This is a genomic window from Priestia sp. FW507-14D1A (assembly GCF_058781295.1).
The window spans coordinates 238,533-258,478 of record NZ_JBYSWQ010000005.1; the positions used below are offsets into that span (position 1 = coordinate 238,533).

Below are 19,946 nucleotides of genomic sequence, written 5' to 3' on the forward strand. Positions count from 1 at the left end.
GTGACTACCTGCTTTTTTTTATGTAGATTTTATTATCTTTTTTATTTTAGCAGGTCTAAAGCGGATCCAGCCTATAACAAGAAGAATAAAAGGATAAAAAGCCCCTACGAAAAAACTATAGGGAATCCACGTTTCGGCTAACCATGTTTTTTGATAGATAATGGTTGGATAAACGATAATAGAAAAAGTTGTAACGATTAACCCGATCGGTAGCGTTAGAAATCGAGTTTCGTTGACGTTAAAAATGTGGCAAAGCCCAGCGATAGAAGCATGAAAATAAAGAGAAACTTTAAAGAAAAGAGTAAGAAACCATATAATAGCAATAATTACTTCAATTCCTTGCAGAAAATTTCCCAGCTCAATTCGCTTAGCCATTTCGTATACAGGAAACATAGTAGTTGAAGAATGATAAGAGCCAATCACCATTATACAAAAGAGAATGATCGCTACCATAATAAATCCACCTAACAGACTTCCGCTCATTAAAGCTTTAGCACCTTTTTCAGGTTTTCTTAAATGAATAGGAAATACCATCATTAAAGGAGCAAAAGTAAAATAAGTGATGCTAAGAAAGGTGAAAACCGAATGAGTAAGCGGCTTTAAGTGAATATCTAATAAAGGCATAAGGTTTTCGACTTTCATTTGAGGAGTCAGTGAGAAGATGAAAATTCCGAGAAGGCCAATAAACCAAGGGAAAAATATTTCACAGCAGCGTGCGATGGTTTCTAGTCCGAGTCTTGCTCCGAACACAACCACAAGCATAAAAATAATGTGAATAGCAATCAGCGGAGTTTCCATCATAATATGTGTATTTAAAAAACTCCCCACGTAGTATACAATGCGGCTGCATGTTATGACAGTAGACGTGACAAATAAACAAGATACACCTTTTCCTAGATATTTTCCAAACACTGCTTCATTGATTTCTATCAGATTTTTATCTTTAAATAACAGTCCGAGAGCTATATATACTTTCACTAATACAAATCCGCATACTACTCCAAGGATAGCTGGAATCCAAGCGGTTTGTTTAGAATCTACAGTCATAGCTGCTGGAGCAATAACAATTGTGCTTCCAATTGTATAAAGCATAACGAGCATGCGAAATTGAATCGTTGAAATTTTAACTACAGGTTTCACTGTATTCACTTCCTCGTCTTAACGTCTTAAGATAATAAATGAAGTAAAAATATGCTGATTGGCTTGAAGATAGCAGCTGATAAATCAGAAGGATTTGGAACATTTAAACCAAGTGCTTTACAGATGCTTACGACCATTCCGATTGCAAGAACTGTATAGAATAGCCAAAGTTCTTTCTTCGCCTTTTTTTGCCGTAGTTTAGGTACTTCAAACTAAATGACGAGCGTGCAAACAATAAGTAACCCCAATACCCCTAGCATACACTAGCTCCTATACATGAATAATTAGTGTTATATTTTCCTGAAAAATAATTACTTATACTGAAGGTGCATTCTTTACTAAAGGTTTGTGAGTTGCTATCCATTGCTAGAACGCCGCTTTTTGTTTTGAATAAACCCTGCAATTAAAAGGAAAAGTGGATATAAGATGCCTACAAGTAAGCTGTAGGGAATCCACGTTTTTGTATCCCAATCCTTTTGATAAGAAACGCTTGGATACACAATAAGGGAAAGGGTAATCATGATGAGTGCGACTGGAAAAGAAAATAGTTTGTAGTCCTTTATATGAAATACATTGGCAAACCCCAAAAGAGTAGCGTAAAAGTAAATGCAAAGTTTAAAAAAGAGAGTAATAAACCACAAAATAGCAATGACTACTTCAATTCCTTGAAGAAAGTTTCCTACATCAATTCTTCTTCCTAATTCATAGCTTGGAAACATGGTGATTTGGGAGTAATAAGGACCAAGTACTAGAATTCCGAGTAAGATTAACGTAACCATCACTAGTCCACCGGCTATATTACCTATATAAAAGGATTGAGTTGCCTTTTTTGTGTCTGGTGTATGAGAAGGAAAAATCATAAGCAGAATGGTATAAGTCAAAGAACTCATGCTTAAAAACGTTAAAACAGCACGAATAAAAGCTTTTGGATGGATTTCGAACACCGGCTGAATATGCTCTATTTTAATTTGAGGGATCATAGACAAAATAAGAAGTCCGAATAATCCGACAAACCAAGGAAATAAAATCTCGGCACTTCGTGCAATAACTTCTATTCCTAGGCGTACTCCTACGATGACCACACCCATAAATGCAATGTGGATGGCTGTAAGCGGCGTGTAGGGAAGAATTTGTGTAGTGAGAAAATTTCCTACATAGTAAAGAACTTGACTGCTGATAAATAAATTGGATAACACAAAAACAGCAGAAACGATCTTTCCAAATAGTTTGCCTAAAATTTTTTCGTTCATTTCCATCAGCGTAAGCGTTGGAAACATTTTTCCTAGTGAGGTAAAAAGCAAAACTAAGCCAATTCCTAATGCTACACCAAAGAGTGCGGCAATCCAGGCATCTTGATGAGCATCAGCTGTAATAGCGGCAGGTACAACAATAATTGTGCTTCCGATGCTATACAAAGTTACTAATTTGCGAAACTGCGCAGCTGAAATATTGATTTCATTAAGCAAAATGAGCACATCCTTTTGCCATATACACTAATTAAGTGATCCAACGGAATAATAAGTGACTTAAAGGTTGAAACATTACTTCTACCCAATCAGAAGGGTTGGGTAGAGGCAGCCGAAAGATTTTTGCAAGAGCGATTATGATGCTGATTGTCATGAACACAATAAAAATGTTCCGTTCCTTTTTATGAGAGTGTTGAGGTAATCTTTTTATTTCCATCCATATAATCCCTGCACAAATGATCAAAAAGGAAAGAAACAAGTGCATGCAGTCAACCCCAATACATTTTTTCGTTCAGATAAGCTATTCGTATGATGTCCGCTAAAGAAAGTGATTATACATTTTTGTAAAATATAGAAAGCATTTCAGGAGATAGAAGATATTTTCTAGGGCTCTTAAATGATTGAGGGATTTGTTATGAGGAATATTCACTTAGCTTTAACCTATTGAAGCGTCGTATGAATAAGTAGAAAAATGCCACACTAAAGAGTGAACAAATGGAAAGGAGCACTATGATGAAAAAATTCCCATACAATAAAGATAAACAACAATCGTTTCAAGCAGCACAGCAGGGGCATAAAGAAGCAGTAGATGCATATGAACAGGCAAATGAAGCTAAAAATGATGCATCGTACGGACATGAAGCGAAGCAAGCGATAGGTGAAGTGAATGAAGCCTCTCAGCAAATTGAGAATGCGCTTGAAAATGCTTCTGAAACACAGCGTCAGCGTTTAACAGAGTTTCAGCAAGATATAGAAGATATGGAGAACGACCTTAATCAGTAAAAGAGCCGCTGTTTTACTTAGGCAGTTTCACAATAGAGAGTATAAATTGTAAAAGCAGAAGGTAATGAACTTCTGCTTTTTTTATTGGTAGTGTAAACGTAGGTTTCGTGTATATAATTGCTTCTAGCTGTTGTTTGGAGGGAAAGGCGAAGACTGGCACGGAAATCAACAGTGGTGTAACAAATAATCCATCATTCCATTCTTATTTTAAAAGGTATAGAAGTTAAAAAAGTAAGAATCCTAATAAAAACAGAACAATAAGAATGGAAAGGGATTGTGACAGGAAATATGCTAATAAACATACTAATAATGATTGTCGTATTGTACTTCATATATGTATTCGTAACTGCAGTGGTACTGTTTTATGTCCCTTTACACAAGGGAAAAGACTTAAAAGTAATGAATACTGAGAATTTTTACGGGAAGAAAGAATCTACAGACCGAGTTATGCTTTTGGAAAACGGCTATTTTTCAGGGCTTGTTCGAATGCAGATGATTCAAGAAGCGAGGCATACAATTGATATTGCGTACTTTTCCATCGGTAAAGGTCGTTCTTCGGATTTACTTATGGGCGCTTTATTCGAAGCTGCGGATCGAGGTATACGTATTCGCGTGCTGTTAGACGGGATCTCTCATGGGCTAAAAGGCAAGAGGAAAAATGTTCTTTATGCTCTAGCTTTCCACAATAATATAGAATTAAAGTACTATGAGCCCTTCACTATTTTTAAACCTTGGACATGGCATAATCGTCTTCACGATAAAATAATAGTAGTCGATGGCCAATTAGGTATTATTGGAGGACGAAACATTGGAGATAAATACTTGGCCAGTCAACCAAATAAAAATTTTGTCTATGACCGTGATGTGCTGATTTATAACACAAAGCAAGAAAGTCATAGTGTCATTCTCTCAATGGAGAAGTATGTAGAGAAATTATGGAATCATCCGTATACACGAAAAGCTTTTCCAAAGCTCAAGAAAACTAAACAATTTCGCGGTCTTTCAGGAAAGAAATTGTTGATAGATCAATACGAAGAGGCCAAAAAAGCAAACGAACCTTTTGTCCATCCTTATATTGTATGGAGAGAAGCAACGATCCCTACAAGAAAGATTTCTTTTATTACAAATCCTATTCAACGAATAAATAAAAGCCCTTTTATATGGAAAACGTTTATTAAGCTTTCCCAGCAAGCTGAAAAATCCATTGTTGTTCAAAGCCCTTATATCGTACCAACAAAAGAGATGGAACAGTATATAGATAAGCGAGTAAAACCAAAAGTGCAAAGAATTATTTTAACTAATTCTATTACATCCACTCCAAATGCTATGGCTTTTTCTGCATACTTGGGAGTAAAGAATCGCGTTCTAAAAGCTGGTTCGAAGCTTTATGAATATCAAAAGCCTTATTCAATTCACGGGAAATCTGTTGTTTACGATCAGCGTTTAAGTGCAGTTGGTTCTTTTAACTTAGATTCGCGCTCTGCATTTTTAAATACTGAATCCATGGTTATGATAGATAGTGAAGAATTTGCAGCCCAGTTAACAGGAGCTATTGAAGCTAAAATTTCTCACAGTATGCTTGTGGGAGATGAGGGAGAACCTGTGGATGTTAATACGGATTCTCAAAAAAACGTGCCTCCTGTAAAATCTGCACTCCTACATATTCTTTCGGTCTTTACACGATTTTGGAGACATTTTGTATAGTACTTTGTTACAGCAGAGTCTCTAAAAACAAATAGCGGAGATTAAAGAGGACTGCAGCTGGTGAAGGGAATGTGTAAAAAGCTGTGATATGCCTCACAGTTTTTTGAAAACCGCTAGTACTAGTTATGATTCATCAAAAGATCTATTGACGAAATTCCATATATGTTTTATTATGATGTAGCGTCGTTAATAAACGAGATTCTTTTGAAGAGGTCATTTCTAGGGGCATAGTTTAAAGGTAGAACTACGGTCTCCAAAACCGTCAGTGTGGGTTCAATTCCTACTGCCCCTGCCATTTTGGAGTTATCTTTTAATTCACACGCGGGTGTGGCGGAATTGGCAGACGCGCTAGACTTAGGATCTAGTGTCTTATGACGTGGGGGTTCAAGTCCCTTCACCCGCATCTTTACTTTCATATACGCGCGGAAGTAGTTCAGTGGTAGAACACCACCTTGCCAAGGTGGGGGTCGCGAGTTCGAACCTCGTCTTCCGCTTCTTTTCAAAAGCAGTTTGCATGTGCAAACTGCTTTTTTGTTGTAGAAATAAAGAGTTTTATTATGCTGTTTGTAATCAGAAATATTTTATTAAAGCAGTACTGCTTATACGTGTTGCTTTCGTGAATATACACATAATATTGGGGTTACATTAAAAGCTAATGAACGATACGTGAAGACATCTAATATGGTTTTTAAGATAGGGGAGAGTCCTATGGAATCTAGTTGGTTTTCGATTATACCGTTTTTAATTGTTATTCCCATAGCTATTTTCACGAAACAAGTGCTGCCAGGGTTGTTTTTAGGCTTATTAGTAGGTGCTTATTTAATTGATCATTCGATTATCGGAGGTGTTGAAAAGCTACTTCACTATGTTGTACAAGCTCTTAGAAATAAAAGTAATATAGAAATCGTCGTCTTTTTATACGCGTTTTCAGGGCTTATCGGAATGATTAAGATGGCTGGAGGAGTTAAGGGGTTTGTGGAAACAGCTGCAGAAAGAATTGATACAAGAAAAAAAGCCCTTATTTTAACCTATGTTTCAACCATTGGAACATTCAGTGCTCCCACATTTCGTTTTGTGACGATCGCACCCATCATGAGAGCGCTGCTGAAAAAAGTGAAAATGACGACAGCAGAGCTAGGGTTTGTTATTGAAACAACTGCTACTCCTGTTATCGTCTTAATTCCTGTGGCAACGGCATTTGTAGGGTATATGGTCTCAATCATTCAAATGGCAATTGATCATCAAGGCATAAAACAAGACGCTTATTCTTTGTTCATTCAAAGCATTCCTTATAACTTCTTTTCGATTGTGATTATTCTAGTAGGGATTTATTTCAGTTTTTTTCATCATTCAACATCTACGGCTCCTATGAAGCTGGAGGAAGAAGACGAAAAAGATTGGCATGATTGTCATCCTTGCGTGTCGAAGGATTTGCCTTCTAAGCCTTGGAATCTGTTAGTACCTTTACTTGTTGTGATTTCACTTACTTTACTTTTAACATGGTGGAGCGGGCATCATAAGAGCCACAGCTTTTTTGAAGCATTTATTAAAGCAGACGTGCTAGAAGCGATGGTAGTAGCTTTAATTATCACTACGTTAATTACCCTCATTTTTTTCTTGTTTCAGCGCTTTACATTACAGAATTTGCTTAATGGTTTTATCACAGGAGGCAATGACTTAATGTCCGTTATTCTGCTGTTATCGGTAGTATGGGGATTATCCGCTGTTACAGAAGACTTAGGTTTTTCAAATTTTGTGACGGCACATTCTAAGTGGATTCCTCAAATGTTTGTCACTCCTTTTATGTTTGTGTTTGGAGCTGCTATTTCTTACTTTATCGGGTCTGCTTGGGGGACATGGGGGATTTTAATGCCGCTTGGCGTATCGCTTGCAAGTTCTGCAGATCTTTCTTTGCCATTAATTATCGGTGCGGTGTTTGCGAGCGGTTCCTTTGGAGCATTTTCTTCACCTTTAAGCGACGATACGAATACCATCGCCAAAATATTAGATTTATCTGTTATTGAATATGCCAAATATAAATTAAAGCCAGCTTTAATTGCAGCGGGAATAACAGTTGCTTTCTATCTTGTTGTATCTTTCTTGTTTTAAATGAGGGAGTAGCTATCTATTCTTCACTTTTCATTTTTTTTAGCTTAACGTATGCATACAGCCCTAGTGATAGGCACACTAGCATGATACAAGTAAGCGGAAATAAGATTGTATTAACAAAATGATCATAAAACCATATATACACGAACATCACCTCGATAATTTTAATGCCATTTTTCTATTTATTAGAGATATATACTATCTGTGCTGCTTCTTCCTATTTTTCAAAAAGGCGATAATCAAAAGCAGTATAGGTATGATAGAAAATAGCGGCATATGTAAAAGAAATCTCGCTACGTGCAGCCCTTCATAAAGGTGTTCTTGAAAATTACTAGCGATTGTAATCGACAGAAATAACACAATGATGCCTAAAGGATATGCTAGACGGGAAGGCGATTTAATTTTAAATAAAGTAGCTGTACTTATTATAGAAGCATAAAACAAGATGCTAACTTTAAAATAAATCCCAATAACCATAGCGAACATAAAAAATACATCTAGACGCTCTAAAAAATCAGCTACTTGGATCGTTTGGACAGTACTCAGAAGAGGGAACTGTGATCTTGTCGTCAAATCAACTCCAAGCACGCTAATGTTAATGATCATCGTAATAATTAGGTTAATTCCGCTTAATCCCGTTGCGCATATCATGGTGACACTCGCTTTTTTGGGATTGCTCAAATAAGGAAGAAGCATGGTAAATACAATAGCTTCCGTGAAAGGAAAATACAGCGTTTCGGTTAAAGCAACTTTTGCAACGGGCAGTACTCCTTCTTTTAATACCGGCTGTAAGTTCTTAAAATCAATTAGTCCTGAGCTAATAATTAAGATGAAGCCTGCCACAGCCAGAAAGTACATAAAAATAAACAGAAGCTCTCCTGACCGGGCTATCGCTTCAATTCCTTTTCGGGTAATATAGATAATGACCAGCATTAATAAGGCATTGGCAATAAATAAAGGCGTATCGGGATAAGCAAAAGTAAGAAGCATCTCTCCGAAATCTCTTAGAACTCGTGATGCATCGTATAAAAAATAAACGATATATACGAATGCAAGAAGCGTTCCCAGTGCCTTACCTAAAATTTTCTGCATATATTCTGTGGGCAGGAGGTCCGGATAGTAGGAATAGAGCTTGTGATAAACTAAAAAGAAGAAAAAACTGCACAGCATTCCAATTAAAATAGCTAGCCATGCATCTTGCTTTGCTCTCATTGCAAGAGGAACTAATAAAGCACTTCCCAGCTCGAATAAAACCATGAGAATAAATAACTGAGTGGCGCTAATTTTTGCTTTTTCCATATAGCCAGAACCTCCTTACCTCATTGTTGTTTTTCTTTTACGCTAGAGAGAAACGATTTATTGCGCAGACCTGTTCGGCGAATGTAAGCTTCTACTTTAACGTCTACATCTAATTTTGGAAAATAAACGTCATCCCATTCTGATTTGAGTTTTTCCCACTGATTAGGCCGCGTGCGTGCTAGTGCTTCTCCAAATCCAAAGATGTCAACTTTGTCTGTCTGAGCTTGTTTAATAGCTGTTTGTAATTCTTTTTTTATTTCTTTACCTGCAGCTTTTTCCATTTTTTTGATTGCAGCAGGTTGACGTGTATCAACAGGGACCTCCACTTCTCCAAGATCGCCTTCTACGCGAGTGTGAACGGACGCATAAGGTTTTCCTTTTACCATTTTTACAGATACATCCGTTTTTTGACGAACTGTTTGATAGGCAAGCGCTTCTTTTTTTCCTTTCCAGTCTACATTAATGTCGGTTCCTTGTATTTTATCAAGAATCCAAACGCTGCCTCTGGCTGGACTATTGTACAGCCAGTCGATTAACTTTCCATTTTTAAAAACAGCAATGCCAGAAGCACGAAGGGTAGCTTCTGGTGCGCTTTGCTGGAGGTTATCTAATTTTTCTGCTTGTTGAGGATTTCCAACTAAACGAAAACCCGAGACTAGTGCTTCTCCTCCAGGAGATTCGAGAGATCTCATCACTTCTTGAAAGGAAACCTTTAGATTTTCTCCCCATTTTCTTTGAGTGAACTCCAGCGTTTTCATAATTTTGTTTGCTGGAATTTTATCGACAGGCGTTAGTGCTTTTACCAAATCAGCAGCACTTGACTGGTTGGCGATTACTAAGGAAGTCGTAATTCGAAACTCAGGATCGCGATCAATAGAATCAATGAGAATGTTAATTCCTTCTTCACGCGCTAATTTTTCTCCGATCACGACTAAGTTGGTATGGGCATAATAAAGTCTTCGGGAAATTCTAGCTGAAGCGCGTCTGCTTGCTTCAACTAAATTATCACCGGAAGCAGCATAGATCGTAACAGGCGGACTTTGGGTACCGCCGCCCCCTTGTAAGCCAGCTACATTTCCCGGGTTAATAATTTGAAAGGTAAGCTCATACCGCCCATCTTTCGTTTTATCAATGCCCATTGCCGATACAAATGCAAGATCCGTTAACTCTTTTTTACTCCAGCAGCTAGTAAGCAATACCATCATTATGGTCATTACCAGTAAAAATAAACTTTTACGTTTCATTTCGATCATCTTCTTCCATTTCCTGGTTAATCATACCTCTTGAAGAAGGAGGCTCAGGCTTTTGATGTTTGCTTTGACGAACTTTGTTATCACTAATTAATTTAGGTCTTCTTCTCATCGTCCACCATGGCAACCGTATCAAAGTATCTTCATTGCTTGCAGGAATAAACGGTGCTAATGGCGTCATATAAGGAACACCAAATGAACGTAAGCTGCACAGATGTCCAACTCCCACTAAAAGAATAAGAATAATACCATAGAAACCGAATGTAGCCGCTCCTAATATAAATAAAAAACGAATTAAACGCGCTGAAATAGCCATATCGAAAGACGGCGTTGCAAAGCTAGCAATGGCTGTAATCGATACAATAATAACCATAGCTGGTGAGACAATCCCCGCTTGAACCGCTGCTTGCCCAATAACAAGAGCTCCGACGATCGATACGGCAGAGCCGATAGCTTTTGGTAAACGAATCCCCGCTTCACGCAAAATTTCAAAGGTGACTTCCATAAAAAAAGCTTCCACAAACGCGGGAAATGGAACGGATTCTCGCTGTGCAGCAAGAGCTACAATAAGCGTTGTGGGTACCATCTCTTGATGAAATGTCGTAACCGCCACATACGTAGCAGGAGCGATAAGTGAAATCATAAACATAAACACCCGCAAAAGACGAATGGACGTCGCAATATCAAAGCGTGCGTAGTAATCTTCAGCCGATTGGAAAAATTGAATGAACAACGCGGGAGCAATAAGGACAAAAGGAGTTCCGTCCACAAAAATAGCAATTCTTCCTTCCAAAAGGTTACCTGCCACCACGTCGGGTCTTTCTGTATTGTAAATAGTTGGAAAAGGAGTGACCGTTTGATCTTCAATTAGCTGCTCAACATAACCTGATTCCAAAATACTATCAATATCAATGTTTTTTAATCGCTTTCGAATTTCTTTTACAACTTTATCGTTTGCGATGCCATGAATATACATAACAGTGACATCCGTTTTAGTTACTCGGCCAATCTTCATCGACTCTAGCCATAAGTCAGGTGTTTTAATAATTCGGCGCACCATGGCTAAGTTTGTGCCGATAGACTCAGTAAAGGCACCTTTTGGTCCCCGAACTACCATTTCTGTAGTAGATTCTGCAATGGCACGCTTTTCACCGCCTTGTGTACTCACGCTGAGTACGCGGTTTATGCCATCGACAATAAGAAGGCTGTCTCCTGACATCAAAGAAGACAGTAAATCATCCCAGTTGTCTGCAAACGATACGTTGCCGATTGTGACGATGTCTTCGGAGATTAACTCTAATGCATTTTGATCGTTTAGGTCATTTTTTTGATTATCTTTCATAAGAGACTGCAGTAAGTAATCTTGAATAGCCTGATTATCTACAATCCCTTCTATATAGACGATAGCAGCAGCCAAGCTGTTATTGACACCTAGTTTAAAATGACGAATCACAATATCTGAGCTGTTTCCAGTTTTCTCTTTAATGAGGGTAAGGTTCTCAGACAGCAGATTCTTAAGAGAAGAAGCTGTTTGTTCGCTGCTTGTTTGATCTGCCTGAGGGGGAAGCTTATTTTTAGACTTTTGGTTTTTAAAGAATGAAGGCATAAATGAAAGCACCCTTACTATAGTTTTTATTAATTTGACCAAAAACCGTATAATTATGTAATTTTTAACAAAATATCTTTTGCATGATGGTAAATAAAAATGACGAACCTATGAGGTAAGTAATGATTAGGTGAGGAGTAGACATATGAAAATTATTGGAGTTAGCTTACTGCTATTTGGATCTGTGATCGCTCTTTCTGTAGGAATTGATCTTTTTCAAGGAACGAACATACTGCAGGCGCTATACAATGCGTTAAGCCCGTTTCGTGTAATGGAAGTGGCCGAATTATTTGTCCTTTTTTCTCTTTTATTTTTCTTTTTCGCAGAGTCACTTTATCTTGTTTTAAAGAAGCGTCAGCAAAAGCAATAGTAACTTGTGGTGCAAAGAGGTTTTTATATCTTCACTATCGAAACAAGCGTATAGAAAGATAGCTTTGAGATAGGGGAGAACTACATGAACATTGAGACTGACAGATTACTAATACGCAAATTTAAATATGAAGATTGGCAAGATGTCTACGCATATACATCTGATGCTAATGTCATGAAGTACATACCAGAAGGTGTTTTTAGTAAGGATGATGCGAAGAAATTTGTAAATGAAAATATGAAAGAAAATGTTAAAAATTTTCCAGTTGTCTTAAAAAACGAAAAAATTTTAATTGGTCATCTCGTCTTTTTTAACTATTTTGGGGACCATACTTATGAAATTGGCTGGGTATTTAATTCTCTCTATCATCAGAAAGGATATGCGTCAGAAGCGGCAAAAGCAATCGTGGACTACGCCTTTAATACAATGAACCTGCATCGGATTATTGCTACTTGTCAACCTGAGAATACGTCTTCTTATCGTGTTATGGAGAAGATCGGGATGAGAAGAGAAGGGTATTTTAAAAAATGTATTCCAACTGAAAAAGGATGGTGGGATGAATATTATTATGCAATTTTAAAGGAAGAGTGGAAATGAGCTTTACTTTTGCGGAATTACGTTTTCCGAGTTGTAAAGACGAAAACAAGCCCAATTTTTAAAAAATGAGCAGAAAAGCAAACCAAAACGTCTAGGCAGACATACAATAAGCTATCCATGAGAAACACCCCATGTTTGAACCTTCTTTGTTTTAGCAACAGAAAATCACGTTGAAAGGGAGTGCTTGTATGTCTAATGCTGGATGTGGATTCGGTTCTGGTTTCGCTTTATTAGTTGTATTATTTATTCTATTAGTAATTATCGGATGTAGTTGTTATAGCGGTGGTTACGGTGGCGGCTACGGCTGCTAATTATATCACTGAATAGCCTAAAGGATACCCTTTAGGCTTTTTTTGTGTTCATTATAAAATGCTGGAAAAATAAAATGCTGGAAAAGATGATTAATCGGTAGGCTCAGTATCAACATGTGATTCAATTTTTTTCTCTTTCAACAATCGGTCATCAGAAGCCCAAGGGACTCGGCGAGGCTTATATTCAATCGCATCAGTAGAATACACGGCCACACTTATGACTCCCCCTTGTACCTGCGCTCGAATCAACAAAGGATCACTATACGTATTTTTAAAATGAAAGTCAGGTCCATACCAGCTGACGGTAGCGTCTCGTCCAGGAGGTACGTAGGAAACACTGCGACTGTGTGAGTAACGCTGTGTAATCGTTACGCCAGCGTTATCGACGGCGTTAAATAAAGTAGAAGAAACTTGGCAAATTCCTCCTCCAACTCCTTCAGAATACTCTCCTTTTACAATGATTGGCGCACGCATATACCCTTTTGCTGCCGTTCTTTTTCCGACGGTTTGATTAAAAGAGAAAACTTCCCCAGGAAATATGACGCTGCTGTCTAGTGATTCAGCCGCAAGAGAAATATTGTGAGAACGATTTTTATTGTGAGGGTTAAATACCGTATGATAATGACCGATTTGCTTAATTCGAATCGTTGCAAGCAGTTCTTTATCTACGCGAGGCGGAACAGGAAGCGTCGGGATTTCTAATGTTGACGTACCGCCGTTAAAAAAATAAGTATAAAATTTCTCCGCAAAATCTTTATGATATAGTTTGACACCCGCTTGCTCAGGAACAATTTGTCCGCTTTTATCAATGCGGGCATTTATGGGCTCTCTATATGTTTTTTTATCCAATTCTTTTAGAAGAAGATTGTATCGATCATGATCAACCATAGGGACAGGAAGAAGAGGTACGGCCACTTTGTCCCGTTCAATCCGTTCAATTGGTTTACCGTCATGAGTAATAGATAGGTGGTCTTGTGTAGAAAGAGGTTGAATGAGCATTAAAAGTCCAACCATCCAAGTGAAATTCATATCATATACCTCGCTTTCACCTGTTAGTATGAATAAAATGAACCGTTTAATGTATAGGATTCACAAGCTCTTTTTTGTATTATTTTCCATGAGGCGAGCGTGTAAAAATTTCTATTTATAATTGTATGTGTACTTTCGCATATTACATAGAGAAACTACAGGGTAATGAGGGTAGACAATGACAAAATTAATGATTTTAGTCTTTATGCTTATTAGTTTTTTTGTGCATCCCCAAAAGATGAAAGCAGAAGAAAACCTTACGTACTTTCCGGTAAGTGACACAGGAAAAGTATTAAAGTGGAAACGTGTAGAAAGCTTACTGCCGAAGGGGAAAAAGTTTAAAGTGATCGATGTAGAAACCGGTTTTTACTTTTACGTGCAGCGAAGAGCAGGCTCACATCATGCAGATGTTCAGCCGCTTACACGTCAAGATACGAAAGTAATGAAGCACTTATATAATGGGAAATGGAGCTGGAACCGAAGAGCTGTTCTTATTCCGTTTAAAGGTCAAATGCTTGCAGCTTCCATGAACGGAATGCCTCACGGAGCCGGTGCGCTTGACAATGGATTCCCCGGTCATTTTTGTATTCACTTTGCAGGAAGTACGACTCACAAGTCTCAAAATGTGGATCCAGGTCATCAGTTAATGGTATTAAAAGCAGGAGGAAAGCTTGATGAATATGCATTAAAAGCTGAGCCGGCAGAAGTCGTAAATATGTTTTTAACAGGATTAAAGCAAGATGATGATGCTTTGATGCAGCCGATTTTGCGCGTGAAGCAAGAGCATAAGCTATGGACAAAACTGCATAGTATCTCCACTATTTATTATAAAACGGACGTATTTCATGCAAAAAAGTATAAAACAAAAGAGAAAATCGCCGTAGATTGCCTTATTTATTACGAAGATAAAGGGGTTCAAAAGACCACGATGGTTTTTACTTTAAAGAGAAATCCGTTAACAAACGGGTGGGAAATTTCTTCACTTACATTGTAAGTACTGATTAATGCTTAAAAACACATCTGACAGAAAACAGATGTGTTTTTAAGCATTTGTTTAGCACTTTAGTCCTTCGCAATGTTATAGTGTAAAAACGTGCTTACATACGATAGAAAAGAATAAAAAAGGGTATAAGTAATAATATTACTCTTTCTGCAAAGAACTCTACAGCACGAAAGGAGAGGGTGTTTATTTTTTCATATTGGTTCAGCCGCTTAGTTGCTGCAGACCCTGGACGAAAAAGATTCAAAACGGCTTCCAAAGCTACGATTAGCGTCATTACAGCGGTCGTTATTATGCTGATCGTATTAAAAGCAGCGGGAAGCTCACAAATTACCGCTGCTATTTTAGCAGGCGTAATCGGCCTGATGGGTATATTAGTCGTGAATGATGAAACAACAAAAGCAAAAAAAGTGACAACAGGCTTAGTAGCGCTTTCTAGCGCCGTTTCTCTCGGAATTGGCTCGTTTTTATCACGATATGGACAAGCAGAAAATATTTTTCTTGTTCTGTTGGTGTTTTTGTCTTTTTATTTACAGAGATTTGGTATTCGCTATTTTTCCCTGTCGATGGTGGCCTTTATGTCGTTTTATTTTGCTTCTATTTTACACGTCACATTTTCTCAGCTGCCGTGGCTGTTAGCTGGCGTTATAGTAGGAGCATGCTGTGCATTTATTTATAATTTTGTTATCTTTAAAGACCGGCCTGCCAACGTGCTGAGGTCTTCAATGAAATCATTTCATATTCAAGTGAATTTGGTGCTTGATTTAATTATTGAGTTAATTCAAAAGAAACAAATTGAACCGGCTCAAATCAAACAATATAACCGTAATATTAAAAAACTAGCGGAGTATGCCCGTGTAGCATCAGAAGAGCTTGGAAATACAGATCCCCACGACATTTGGCCTGGCGTAACAGCTGAACAGATGCGCCTTTATGTATTTGATACAGTTATGCTGCTCCAGACATATTCCCCGGCGATTCGAAAGCTCAGTGAACTAAAGGCATTTAATCATTTTGATATTCAGCAGCTGCTGTTAAAACTAGTGGAATCGATTCGCGAAGCAGAGGTATTAAATGAAAATCCTACTCATTCCTTAACGGATGCAGCTCAGCATCTGCAAGAGCTGCGCCAAAAATTAAGTGAACTCGAACCTCAAGATAAAAGGTATAAAGAGTGGCTGTACTTAATCCGCCGTATCGAAACGATATCAAATCACGTGATTGATGAAGCCTATGAGCTGCAGCAGGCAATTGTGAAACAAGAAAAACAGCCTCAAAAAGAAGCGGAAGAAAAAGAAGACGAAGAGGATAATGATGAGGAAAAAGGATTAAAGCCATCTACGAAAAAGTCTATTCAAGCGGTCATCACTGCTGTTGCGACATTAATATTTGGCTCTTTTTTATCTCCATCGCATCAATATTGGGCGCTGTTAGCAGGCTATTTAGTGCTTCTTGGTACAGAAACGATAGGAAGTACGTTTGTAAAAGCCGTGCAGCGAAGCGTAGGAACGCTTTTAGGGGCAGCTGTTGGCTTTGTTGTCGCAAGCTTTGTCTCACCCGGGATACTTGAAATAACGCTGCTTTTTATCTGCGTGTTTATGGCTTTTTATTTCTTTCCTATTACGTATTCGTTTATGAGCTTTTGGATTACGATGATGCTGGCCTTTATGTATGACATGCTTCTTGGGGGGATTTCAGAGAGTTTGTTACTAGCTCGCGTATTAGATACAGTTGTAGGAGTTGGAATTGGTTTAGCCGTATCTGCTCTTGTGTTCCCTAAAAGAACAAGAGATAAAATAACCGACACCTCAGTAGAATACGTAGCGGCTTTAAAAGAATTTGTTCACACTTATTTGCATCGTTTTACAAAGCAGTATGCGTTTGCCAATTTAGCTGATAAAGGAATGGAATTAGAAAAGAAGCTAAAACAGCTTCATGTCGATTCAGATCCTATTATCAAAGGTTTCGTTGGCCGTTCACGTCTTCAGCAATTTTTGACCGTTTTTACCGCCATTAATTATTACGCCAAGCATTTGGTAGCATCTTCTACTAGAAACGAGGCTTTTTACAAGGAAGCGGAATTTCATGGCGTAGTAAAGGAAGTGGAAGAGAAAGTAGCAAGCAACTTCACTCAGCTTGAAAAAGTGTTGCGAGGAGAAAGAGGAACGTATGTATACACGCTTGAAGATGTAAGACAAAAGATTGAACAATCTTTAGATTATTTTGATACGTCCGTTCAATCAAGAAATTTACAGCATCTTCAGCTGCTGCATAACATTTATTACGTATGGAAAATCAATCAATCGGTTGTTCACTTAGCCAAAGAGCTAGGAGCAGAAGAAATAAGTAGTGAAGATTAAAACCAGCGAATATTTCGCTGGTTTTTTAATCTGATGAATAAGGAGACGTATCTTTTCTAATCGTTCTCCACGTTGTTTTAAGACCGGCATAGCTGCCAATTGCGGCGTATCCATAAAAATATCCCATAAACAACCCGGCAATAATATGATGAGGATGACTGATAAATACTGAAAAAAGCACGCCAACAGCTAAAGCAATAGTCGGAACGTACTGTTTTTTAGGATGGAAAAGCCATTTAATCAGCTGTGTCACGATTAATACGACAGGAACACCAATGACTGCGTCCCAAAAATTTGTATGAATTGTAGGGAAATCCATATTCAAGCACCTCGTTAAATGTGTTAGATGTAAGGTTATCTATGCTGCTTACCTTAAAACACTTCAATTAGTTATGAGGTGCTCCAGGTGAATAGTAGTAAGGCGGAATTTTAAGCCAGCCTTTTTGCTGCATCAGACTTTTCACTTTTGATCCTAATATAACCTTTTCAGTGTGGAATTTTAGCCACATCAATCCAATATCGGTTCTAATAGACTGTCCCATATTCGTGCTGCACATGACGATATTAGAAGCAATTTTTACAGATATTAAGTTAGCAATTTCAGAATCCGTTGCTTTTGCTCCTAATGGAATGCTGTTAGGGTCGGATTTCGGCTTGGTAGCCGGTATTTCAGAAAGCATAATTCCTTCTTTAACCATTAATTTTTTTAGTGTATCAATCTGAGATTCAGCCAGGTTTTTTGAGTCTTGAGTAAGCTTAAGCAGTTCGCTGTTAGTTGTTGTATTAAGACAGGTTTCTAAGGCAGGTATTTCTTCCGCTAAAGCAGTGAAATATAACCAGCAACCCATAGCCTCACCAATATGTGGGGGAGGGGGCGAATCATCTGTAGAAGAGTTTTTTATATAATCAAGTAGTGTCTCAATGACGTTAATCATAACTTTTCACCCTTTATATAGTTTATGCATCTTCATTATTGCCTTCAGCAGAAAAGGATAAACACAGCTAAGAAATGTTACATATAAAATTGATTATAATAAGGGGAAGAAAAAGCCTCTCACGCAGTAACTTATAATGATGACAGTACATTTACTATCACCAAATTTAAAGTTATAAAAATTGCGGCAATGCGTAATAAATATGCTGGTTCTAGAAAATGAAGTAAATAGAAAAAAACTCCTTGCTTATCAAGGAGTTTTTTTAGCAGGTGTATTATATCGTTTTTCTCCTATGCTCTCTCCATAAAGAAGTTAATTCCTCTGACCAATATTTATAATCAAATACTGTTATATTTTTGCTAGGCATAAAAACATTCAACAGCCAATTAACCCTTAATTTGTCTCTGATGCCTATCGTTTTATCATTTTTACAGCAGCCTTCATCACAAGGTTTATCGTGTATCTTGTAAGGAATATTTTTAACAACTAATCCATTTTTTACACGTTTTGTGTACTCAATTCCTATAATCAAATATATCACTCCTCACAGTAACTCTTATCTTCATAATCATATGTCTGAATGACTGCTTTAATGAAAAGGTAAGAAGGGAGGAAGACAAAATAAAAAAGCCCTGTTGTAGGGCTTTTTTATTAAGCAACTTTTGATGCAACGACAATTACTTTACCGTGGTCTAATTCTTCTTCATAGCGTTCAGCTTCCGGCTGTGATAATCCTAATGAACGCATTTTGGCACGAAGCTCGTCTCCTCGAGAACGAAATACATTCGCAATCGCATCAAAAACACCTTGTTCAGAAAGACCGATGTTGTTTGTATTTGTTGCAGCTGTTAAATCCTCGGAGCGATCTTGATGGTGTGCAAGTAAATAAACTTCGTCTTTTGTAAATCCTTCACGTAAAAATTGTTCAATTGTATCTTTTGCCTGTACGCCATTTTCAACTACTTTTACATTTACCATTTCCAAAAACCTCCTTGTATGATAGACAACTTTCTCGAATACGTTGAGTAATGAAGAGAAGCTTAAGCAACTTATCTCCTTGTTTTGTGTATACACGTTATTGGAAGAGATAAAACCTATTTCATGAAATTGGGTTAAAAAGCCTAACATAGGAGAAGGGAAAGCAGCGCTATTATTTTTGAGGAGGATCCTGTGAAGGATAAGCGGGAAGAAGCTTTAGTTAGCCTTTTTCCTGCATCGTTTTTTTTGATCTTTTAAGGTACAGTACAAACTGCAAAAAGCCTGAATCTTAAATAGCTAAGATCCAGGCTTTTTGCATACATAAAAATAGAGAAATTTAAGATGAAAGACGTTCTTTTTGTTTTTCATAAACAGAAGTAGACTCGTTCCATGTATATCGACCATCTTGTAATTGAATGGTTGCGCTGAATGGACAGTCTATTGACGTTTCTGCGTCATCTAAACTACTTTCAAGTAAACTTTTTTTAAAGCGAAGCAAATCCTCTTTTGAAGCAACTCGAAAAACCATTTCTAACGTAAGATCATCGTCCATTGCATTGTGTAATTGACTAATACTTTTGCGGAATTCTTTATTATATTGGAGCATAATTTTAATATCTGCTACGCAAGCAACACCAAACACATCTTTCACAACAGACTCAACCGTTAGCTGAGTTGTGGAAGCATATGTTGAAACATTACGCTGGGGATTTTCTAAATAATAAATCGTTTCTACAGGATGTCTCGTGATAAGCACCTCTTTCCTATTCTTAAGTATACAGGAAAAAAGAATGGAATGGGGAAAGATTTTTAGGAAAGGAGTCCTGACATACATAAAAAGACTGTTTGTAATAGGAAAGAGAGTTATAAATTGAGGGCTTTTCGCTTATCATTTTTGCTATAACCTTAAATCAACGAATTCTGTGCAACTTCCTTTAAGATTTGATAAAATAAAACCCTACGCCTCAATTTCTTCTAACTTAATCCCTCAACTACTATTTCTACTTAT

The 19,946-nt window shown here is 37.6% G+C and carries 19 protein-coding genes and 3 tRNA genes; 11 read left to right on the forward strand and 11 right to left on the reverse strand.

What is annotated here, in order from left to right; genetic code table 11:
* Nucleotides 1-18: 18 nt before the first annotated feature.
* Nucleotides 19-1,140 carry a GerAB/ArcD/ProY family transporter gene (locus AC3WJG_RS18805; RefSeq protein ID WP_098333233.1) on the reverse strand — a complete coding sequence of 374 codons (1,122 nt, stop codon included), beginning with the start codon at nucleotides 1,138-1,140 and terminating at the stop codon, nucleotides 19-21.
* Between the two features lie 356 nt (nucleotides 1,141-1,496).
* Nucleotides 1,497-2,615, reverse strand: a complete 1,119-nt coding sequence (locus AC3WJG_RS18810; protein WP_231504497.1) for a GerAB/ArcD/ProY family transporter — start codon at nucleotides 2,613-2,615, stop codon at nucleotides 1,497-1,499.
* Between the two features lie 504 nt (nucleotides 2,616-3,119).
* Between AC3WJG_RS18810 and AC3WJG_RS18815 the strand changes: the two genes are divergently transcribed.
* From AC3WJG_RS18815 to AC3WJG_RS18840, 6 genes are all read left to right on the forward strand, one after another.
* Nucleotides 3,120-3,389 (forward strand): hypothetical protein, encoded by a 270-nt coding sequence (locus tag AC3WJG_RS18815; RefSeq protein ID WP_028408625.1) that lies wholly within the window; start codon nucleotides 3,120-3,122, stop codon nucleotides 3,387-3,389.
* Nucleotides 3,390-3,698: 309 nt separating this feature from the next.
* On the forward strand, nucleotides 3,699-5,093 hold the full coding sequence (locus AC3WJG_RS18820) for a phospholipase D-like domain-containing protein (protein ID WP_102813199.1): 1,395 nt from the start codon (nucleotides 3,699-3,701) through the stop codon (nucleotides 5,091-5,093).
* A gap of 221 nt (nucleotides 5,094-5,314) precedes the next feature.
* Nucleotides 5,315-5,388: transfer RNA gene (locus AC3WJG_RS18825), tRNA-Trp, on the forward strand.
* Between the two features lie 26 nt (nucleotides 5,389-5,414).
* Nucleotides 5,415-5,496 (forward strand) — tRNA-Leu (locus AC3WJG_RS18830).
* Between the two features lie 19 nt (nucleotides 5,497-5,515).
* Nucleotides 5,516-5,587: transfer RNA gene (locus AC3WJG_RS18835), tRNA-Gly, on the forward strand.
* A 214-nt stretch (nucleotides 5,588-5,801) separates the two neighbouring features.
* Nucleotides 5,802-7,202 carry a Na+/H+ antiporter NhaC family protein gene (locus tag AC3WJG_RS18840; protein ID WP_028408623.1) on the forward strand — a complete coding sequence of 467 codons (1,401 nt, stop codon included), beginning with the start codon at nucleotides 5,802-5,804 and terminating at the stop codon, nucleotides 7,200-7,202.
* A 198-nt stretch (nucleotides 7,203-7,400) separates the two neighbouring features.
* Here the strand turns inward: AC3WJG_RS18840 and AC3WJG_RS18845 are convergent, their stop codons facing one another.
* Genes AC3WJG_RS18845 through AC3WJG_RS18855 form a run of 3 tightly spaced genes read right to left on the reverse strand, consistent with a single transcriptional unit; the run spans nucleotide 7,401 to nucleotide 11,357 of the window.
* Complete coding sequence (locus AC3WJG_RS18845) at nucleotides 7,401-8,501, reverse strand: GerAB/ArcD/ProY family transporter (protein ID WP_060745708.1); 1,101 nt, start codon at nucleotides 8,499-8,501, stop codon at nucleotides 7,401-7,403.
* A gap of 20 nt (nucleotides 8,502-8,521) precedes the next feature.
* Nucleotides 8,522-9,745 carry a Ger(x)C family spore germination protein gene (locus AC3WJG_RS18850; RefSeq protein WP_221840503.1) on the reverse strand — a complete coding sequence of 408 codons (1,224 nt, stop codon included), beginning with the start codon at nucleotides 9,743-9,745 and terminating at the stop codon, nucleotides 8,522-8,524.
* Nucleotides 9,735-11,357, reverse strand: coding sequence for a spore germination protein (locus tag AC3WJG_RS18855; protein ID WP_334034925.1), 1,623 nt, complete (start codon nucleotides 11,355-11,357; stop codon nucleotides 9,735-9,737). Before AC3WJG_RS18855 ends, AC3WJG_RS18850 begins: the two co-directional genes overlap by 11 nt.
* 145 nt (nucleotides 11,358-11,502) lie before the next feature.
* On the opposite strand from AC3WJG_RS18855, the gene AC3WJG_RS18860 reads away from it, so the two are divergent.
* The 3 genes from AC3WJG_RS18860 to AC3WJG_RS18870 all read left to right on the forward strand — a co-directional run bounded on the left by AC3WJG_RS18860 (nucleotide 11,503) and on the right by AC3WJG_RS18870 (nucleotide 12,635).
* The gene (locus tag AC3WJG_RS18860) at nucleotides 11,503-11,727 is read left to right on the forward strand and encodes a YczF family membrane protein (RefSeq protein ID WP_028408619.1); all 225 of its coding nucleotides are present in this window, start codon (nucleotides 11,503-11,505) and stop codon (nucleotides 11,725-11,727) included.
* Between the two features lie 84 nt (nucleotides 11,728-11,811).
* Nucleotides 11,812-12,324 carry a GNAT family N-acetyltransferase gene (locus AC3WJG_RS18865; RefSeq protein WP_221840505.1) on the forward strand — a complete coding sequence of 171 codons (513 nt, stop codon included), beginning with the start codon at nucleotides 11,812-11,814 and terminating at the stop codon, nucleotides 12,322-12,324.
* A gap of 188 nt (nucleotides 12,325-12,512) precedes the next feature.
* Nucleotides 12,513-12,635 (forward strand): YjcZ family sporulation protein, encoded by a 123-nt coding sequence (locus AC3WJG_RS18870; RefSeq protein WP_013056948.1) that lies wholly within the window; start codon nucleotides 12,513-12,515, stop codon nucleotides 12,633-12,635.
* Between the two features lie 90 nt (nucleotides 12,636-12,725).
* Here the strand turns inward: AC3WJG_RS18870 and AC3WJG_RS18875 are convergent, their stop codons facing one another.
* Nucleotides 12,726-13,664 (reverse strand): VanW family protein, encoded by a 939-nt coding sequence (locus tag AC3WJG_RS18875; protein WP_102813203.1) that lies wholly within the window; start codon nucleotides 13,662-13,664, stop codon nucleotides 12,726-12,728.
* A gap of 178 nt (nucleotides 13,665-13,842) precedes the next feature.
* Between AC3WJG_RS18875 and AC3WJG_RS18880 the strand changes: the two genes are divergently transcribed.
* Together AC3WJG_RS18880 and AC3WJG_RS18885 are read left to right on the forward strand one after the other, a co-directional pair.
* Nucleotides 13,843-14,658: a hypothetical protein gene (locus tag AC3WJG_RS18880; protein ID WP_492588472.1), complete on the forward strand. Its 816-nt coding sequence runs from the start codon at nucleotides 13,843-13,845 to the stop codon at nucleotides 14,656-14,658.
* A gap of 188 nt (nucleotides 14,659-14,846) precedes the next feature.
* Nucleotides 14,847-17,024: an FUSC family protein gene (locus tag AC3WJG_RS18885; protein WP_102813205.1), complete on the forward strand. Its 2,178-nt coding sequence runs from the start codon at nucleotides 14,847-14,849 to the stop codon at nucleotides 17,022-17,024.
* Nucleotides 17,025-17,049: 25 nt separating this feature from the next.
* Here the strand turns inward: AC3WJG_RS18885 and AC3WJG_RS18890 are convergent, their stop codons facing one another.
* From AC3WJG_RS18890 to AC3WJG_RS18910, 5 genes are all read right to left on the reverse strand, one after another.
* Nucleotides 17,050-17,343, reverse strand: a complete 294-nt coding sequence (locus AC3WJG_RS18890) for a hypothetical protein (protein WP_025752303.1) — start codon at nucleotides 17,341-17,343, stop codon at nucleotides 17,050-17,052.
* A 67-nt stretch (nucleotides 17,344-17,410) separates the two neighbouring features.
* A complete protein-coding gene (locus AC3WJG_RS18895) occupies nucleotides 17,411-17,959 on the reverse strand; it encodes a DUF3231 family protein (RefSeq protein WP_102813206.1) in 549 nt (182 codons plus the stop codon).
* 274 nt (nucleotides 17,960-18,233) lie between these two features.
* Nucleotides 18,234-18,491, reverse strand: a complete 258-nt coding sequence (locus AC3WJG_RS18900; RefSeq protein WP_060745700.1) for a hypothetical protein — start codon at nucleotides 18,489-18,491, stop codon at nucleotides 18,234-18,236.
* A 119-nt stretch (nucleotides 18,492-18,610) separates the two neighbouring features.
* Nucleotides 18,611-18,937 (reverse strand): YflT domain-containing protein, encoded by a 327-nt coding sequence (locus tag AC3WJG_RS18905; protein WP_013056955.1) that lies wholly within the window; start codon nucleotides 18,935-18,937, stop codon nucleotides 18,611-18,613.
* Nucleotides 18,938-19,274: 337 nt separating this feature from the next.
* Nucleotides 19,275-19,694, reverse strand: a complete 420-nt coding sequence (locus tag AC3WJG_RS18910; RefSeq protein ID WP_016764030.1) for a hypothetical protein — start codon at nucleotides 19,692-19,694, stop codon at nucleotides 19,275-19,277.
* Nucleotides 19,695-19,946 lie beyond the last annotated feature (252 nt).

Coding starts and splice junctions, on each gene's coding strand:
- AC3WJG_RS18815 (WP_028408625.1), top strand. CDS start 3,120: ATGAAAAAATTCCCATACAATAAAGATAAACAACAATCGTTTCAAGCA.
- AC3WJG_RS18820 (WP_102813199.1), top strand. CDS start 3,699: ATGATTGTCGTATTGTACTTCATATATGTATTCGTAACTGCAGTGGTA.
- AC3WJG_RS18840 (WP_028408623.1), top strand. CDS start 5,802: ATGGAATCTAGTTGGTTTTCGATTATACCGTTTTTAATTGTTATTCCC.
- AC3WJG_RS18845 (WP_060745708.1), bottom strand. CDS start 8,501: ATGGAAAAAGCAAAAATTAGCGCCACTCAGTTATTTATTCTCATGGTT.
- AC3WJG_RS18850 (WP_221840503.1), bottom strand. CDS start 9,745: ATGAAACGTAAAAGTTTATTTTTACTGGTAATGACCATAATGATGGTA.
- AC3WJG_RS18855 (WP_334034925.1), bottom strand. CDS start 11,357: ATGCCTTCATTCTTTAAAAACCAAAAGTCTAAAAATAAGCTTCCCCCT.
- AC3WJG_RS18860 (WP_028408619.1), top strand. CDS start 11,503: ATGAAAATTATTGGAGTTAGCTTACTGCTATTTGGATCTGTGATCGCT.
- AC3WJG_RS18865 (WP_221840505.1), top strand. CDS start 11,812: ATGAACATTGAGACTGACAGATTACTAATACGCAAATTTAAATATGAA.
- AC3WJG_RS18870 (WP_013056948.1), top strand. CDS start 12,513: ATGTCTAATGCTGGATGTGGATTCGGTTCTGGTTTCGCTTTATTAGTT.
- AC3WJG_RS18875 (WP_102813203.1), bottom strand. CDS start 13,664: ATGAATTTCACTTGGATGGTTGGACTTTTAATGCTCATTCAACCTCTT.
- AC3WJG_RS18880 (WP_492588472.1), top strand. CDS start 13,843: ATGACAAAATTAATGATTTTAGTCTTTATGCTTATTAGTTTTTTTGTG.
- AC3WJG_RS18890 (WP_025752303.1), bottom strand. CDS start 17,343: ATGGATTTCCCTACAATTCATACAAATTTTTGGGACGCAGTCATTGGT.
- AC3WJG_RS18895 (WP_102813206.1), bottom strand. CDS start 17,959: ATGATTAACGTCATTGAGACACTACTTGATTATATAAAAAACTCTTCT.
- AC3WJG_RS18905 (WP_013056955.1), bottom strand. CDS start 18,937: ATGGTAAATGTAAAAGTAGTTGAAAATGGCGTACAGGCAAAAGATACA.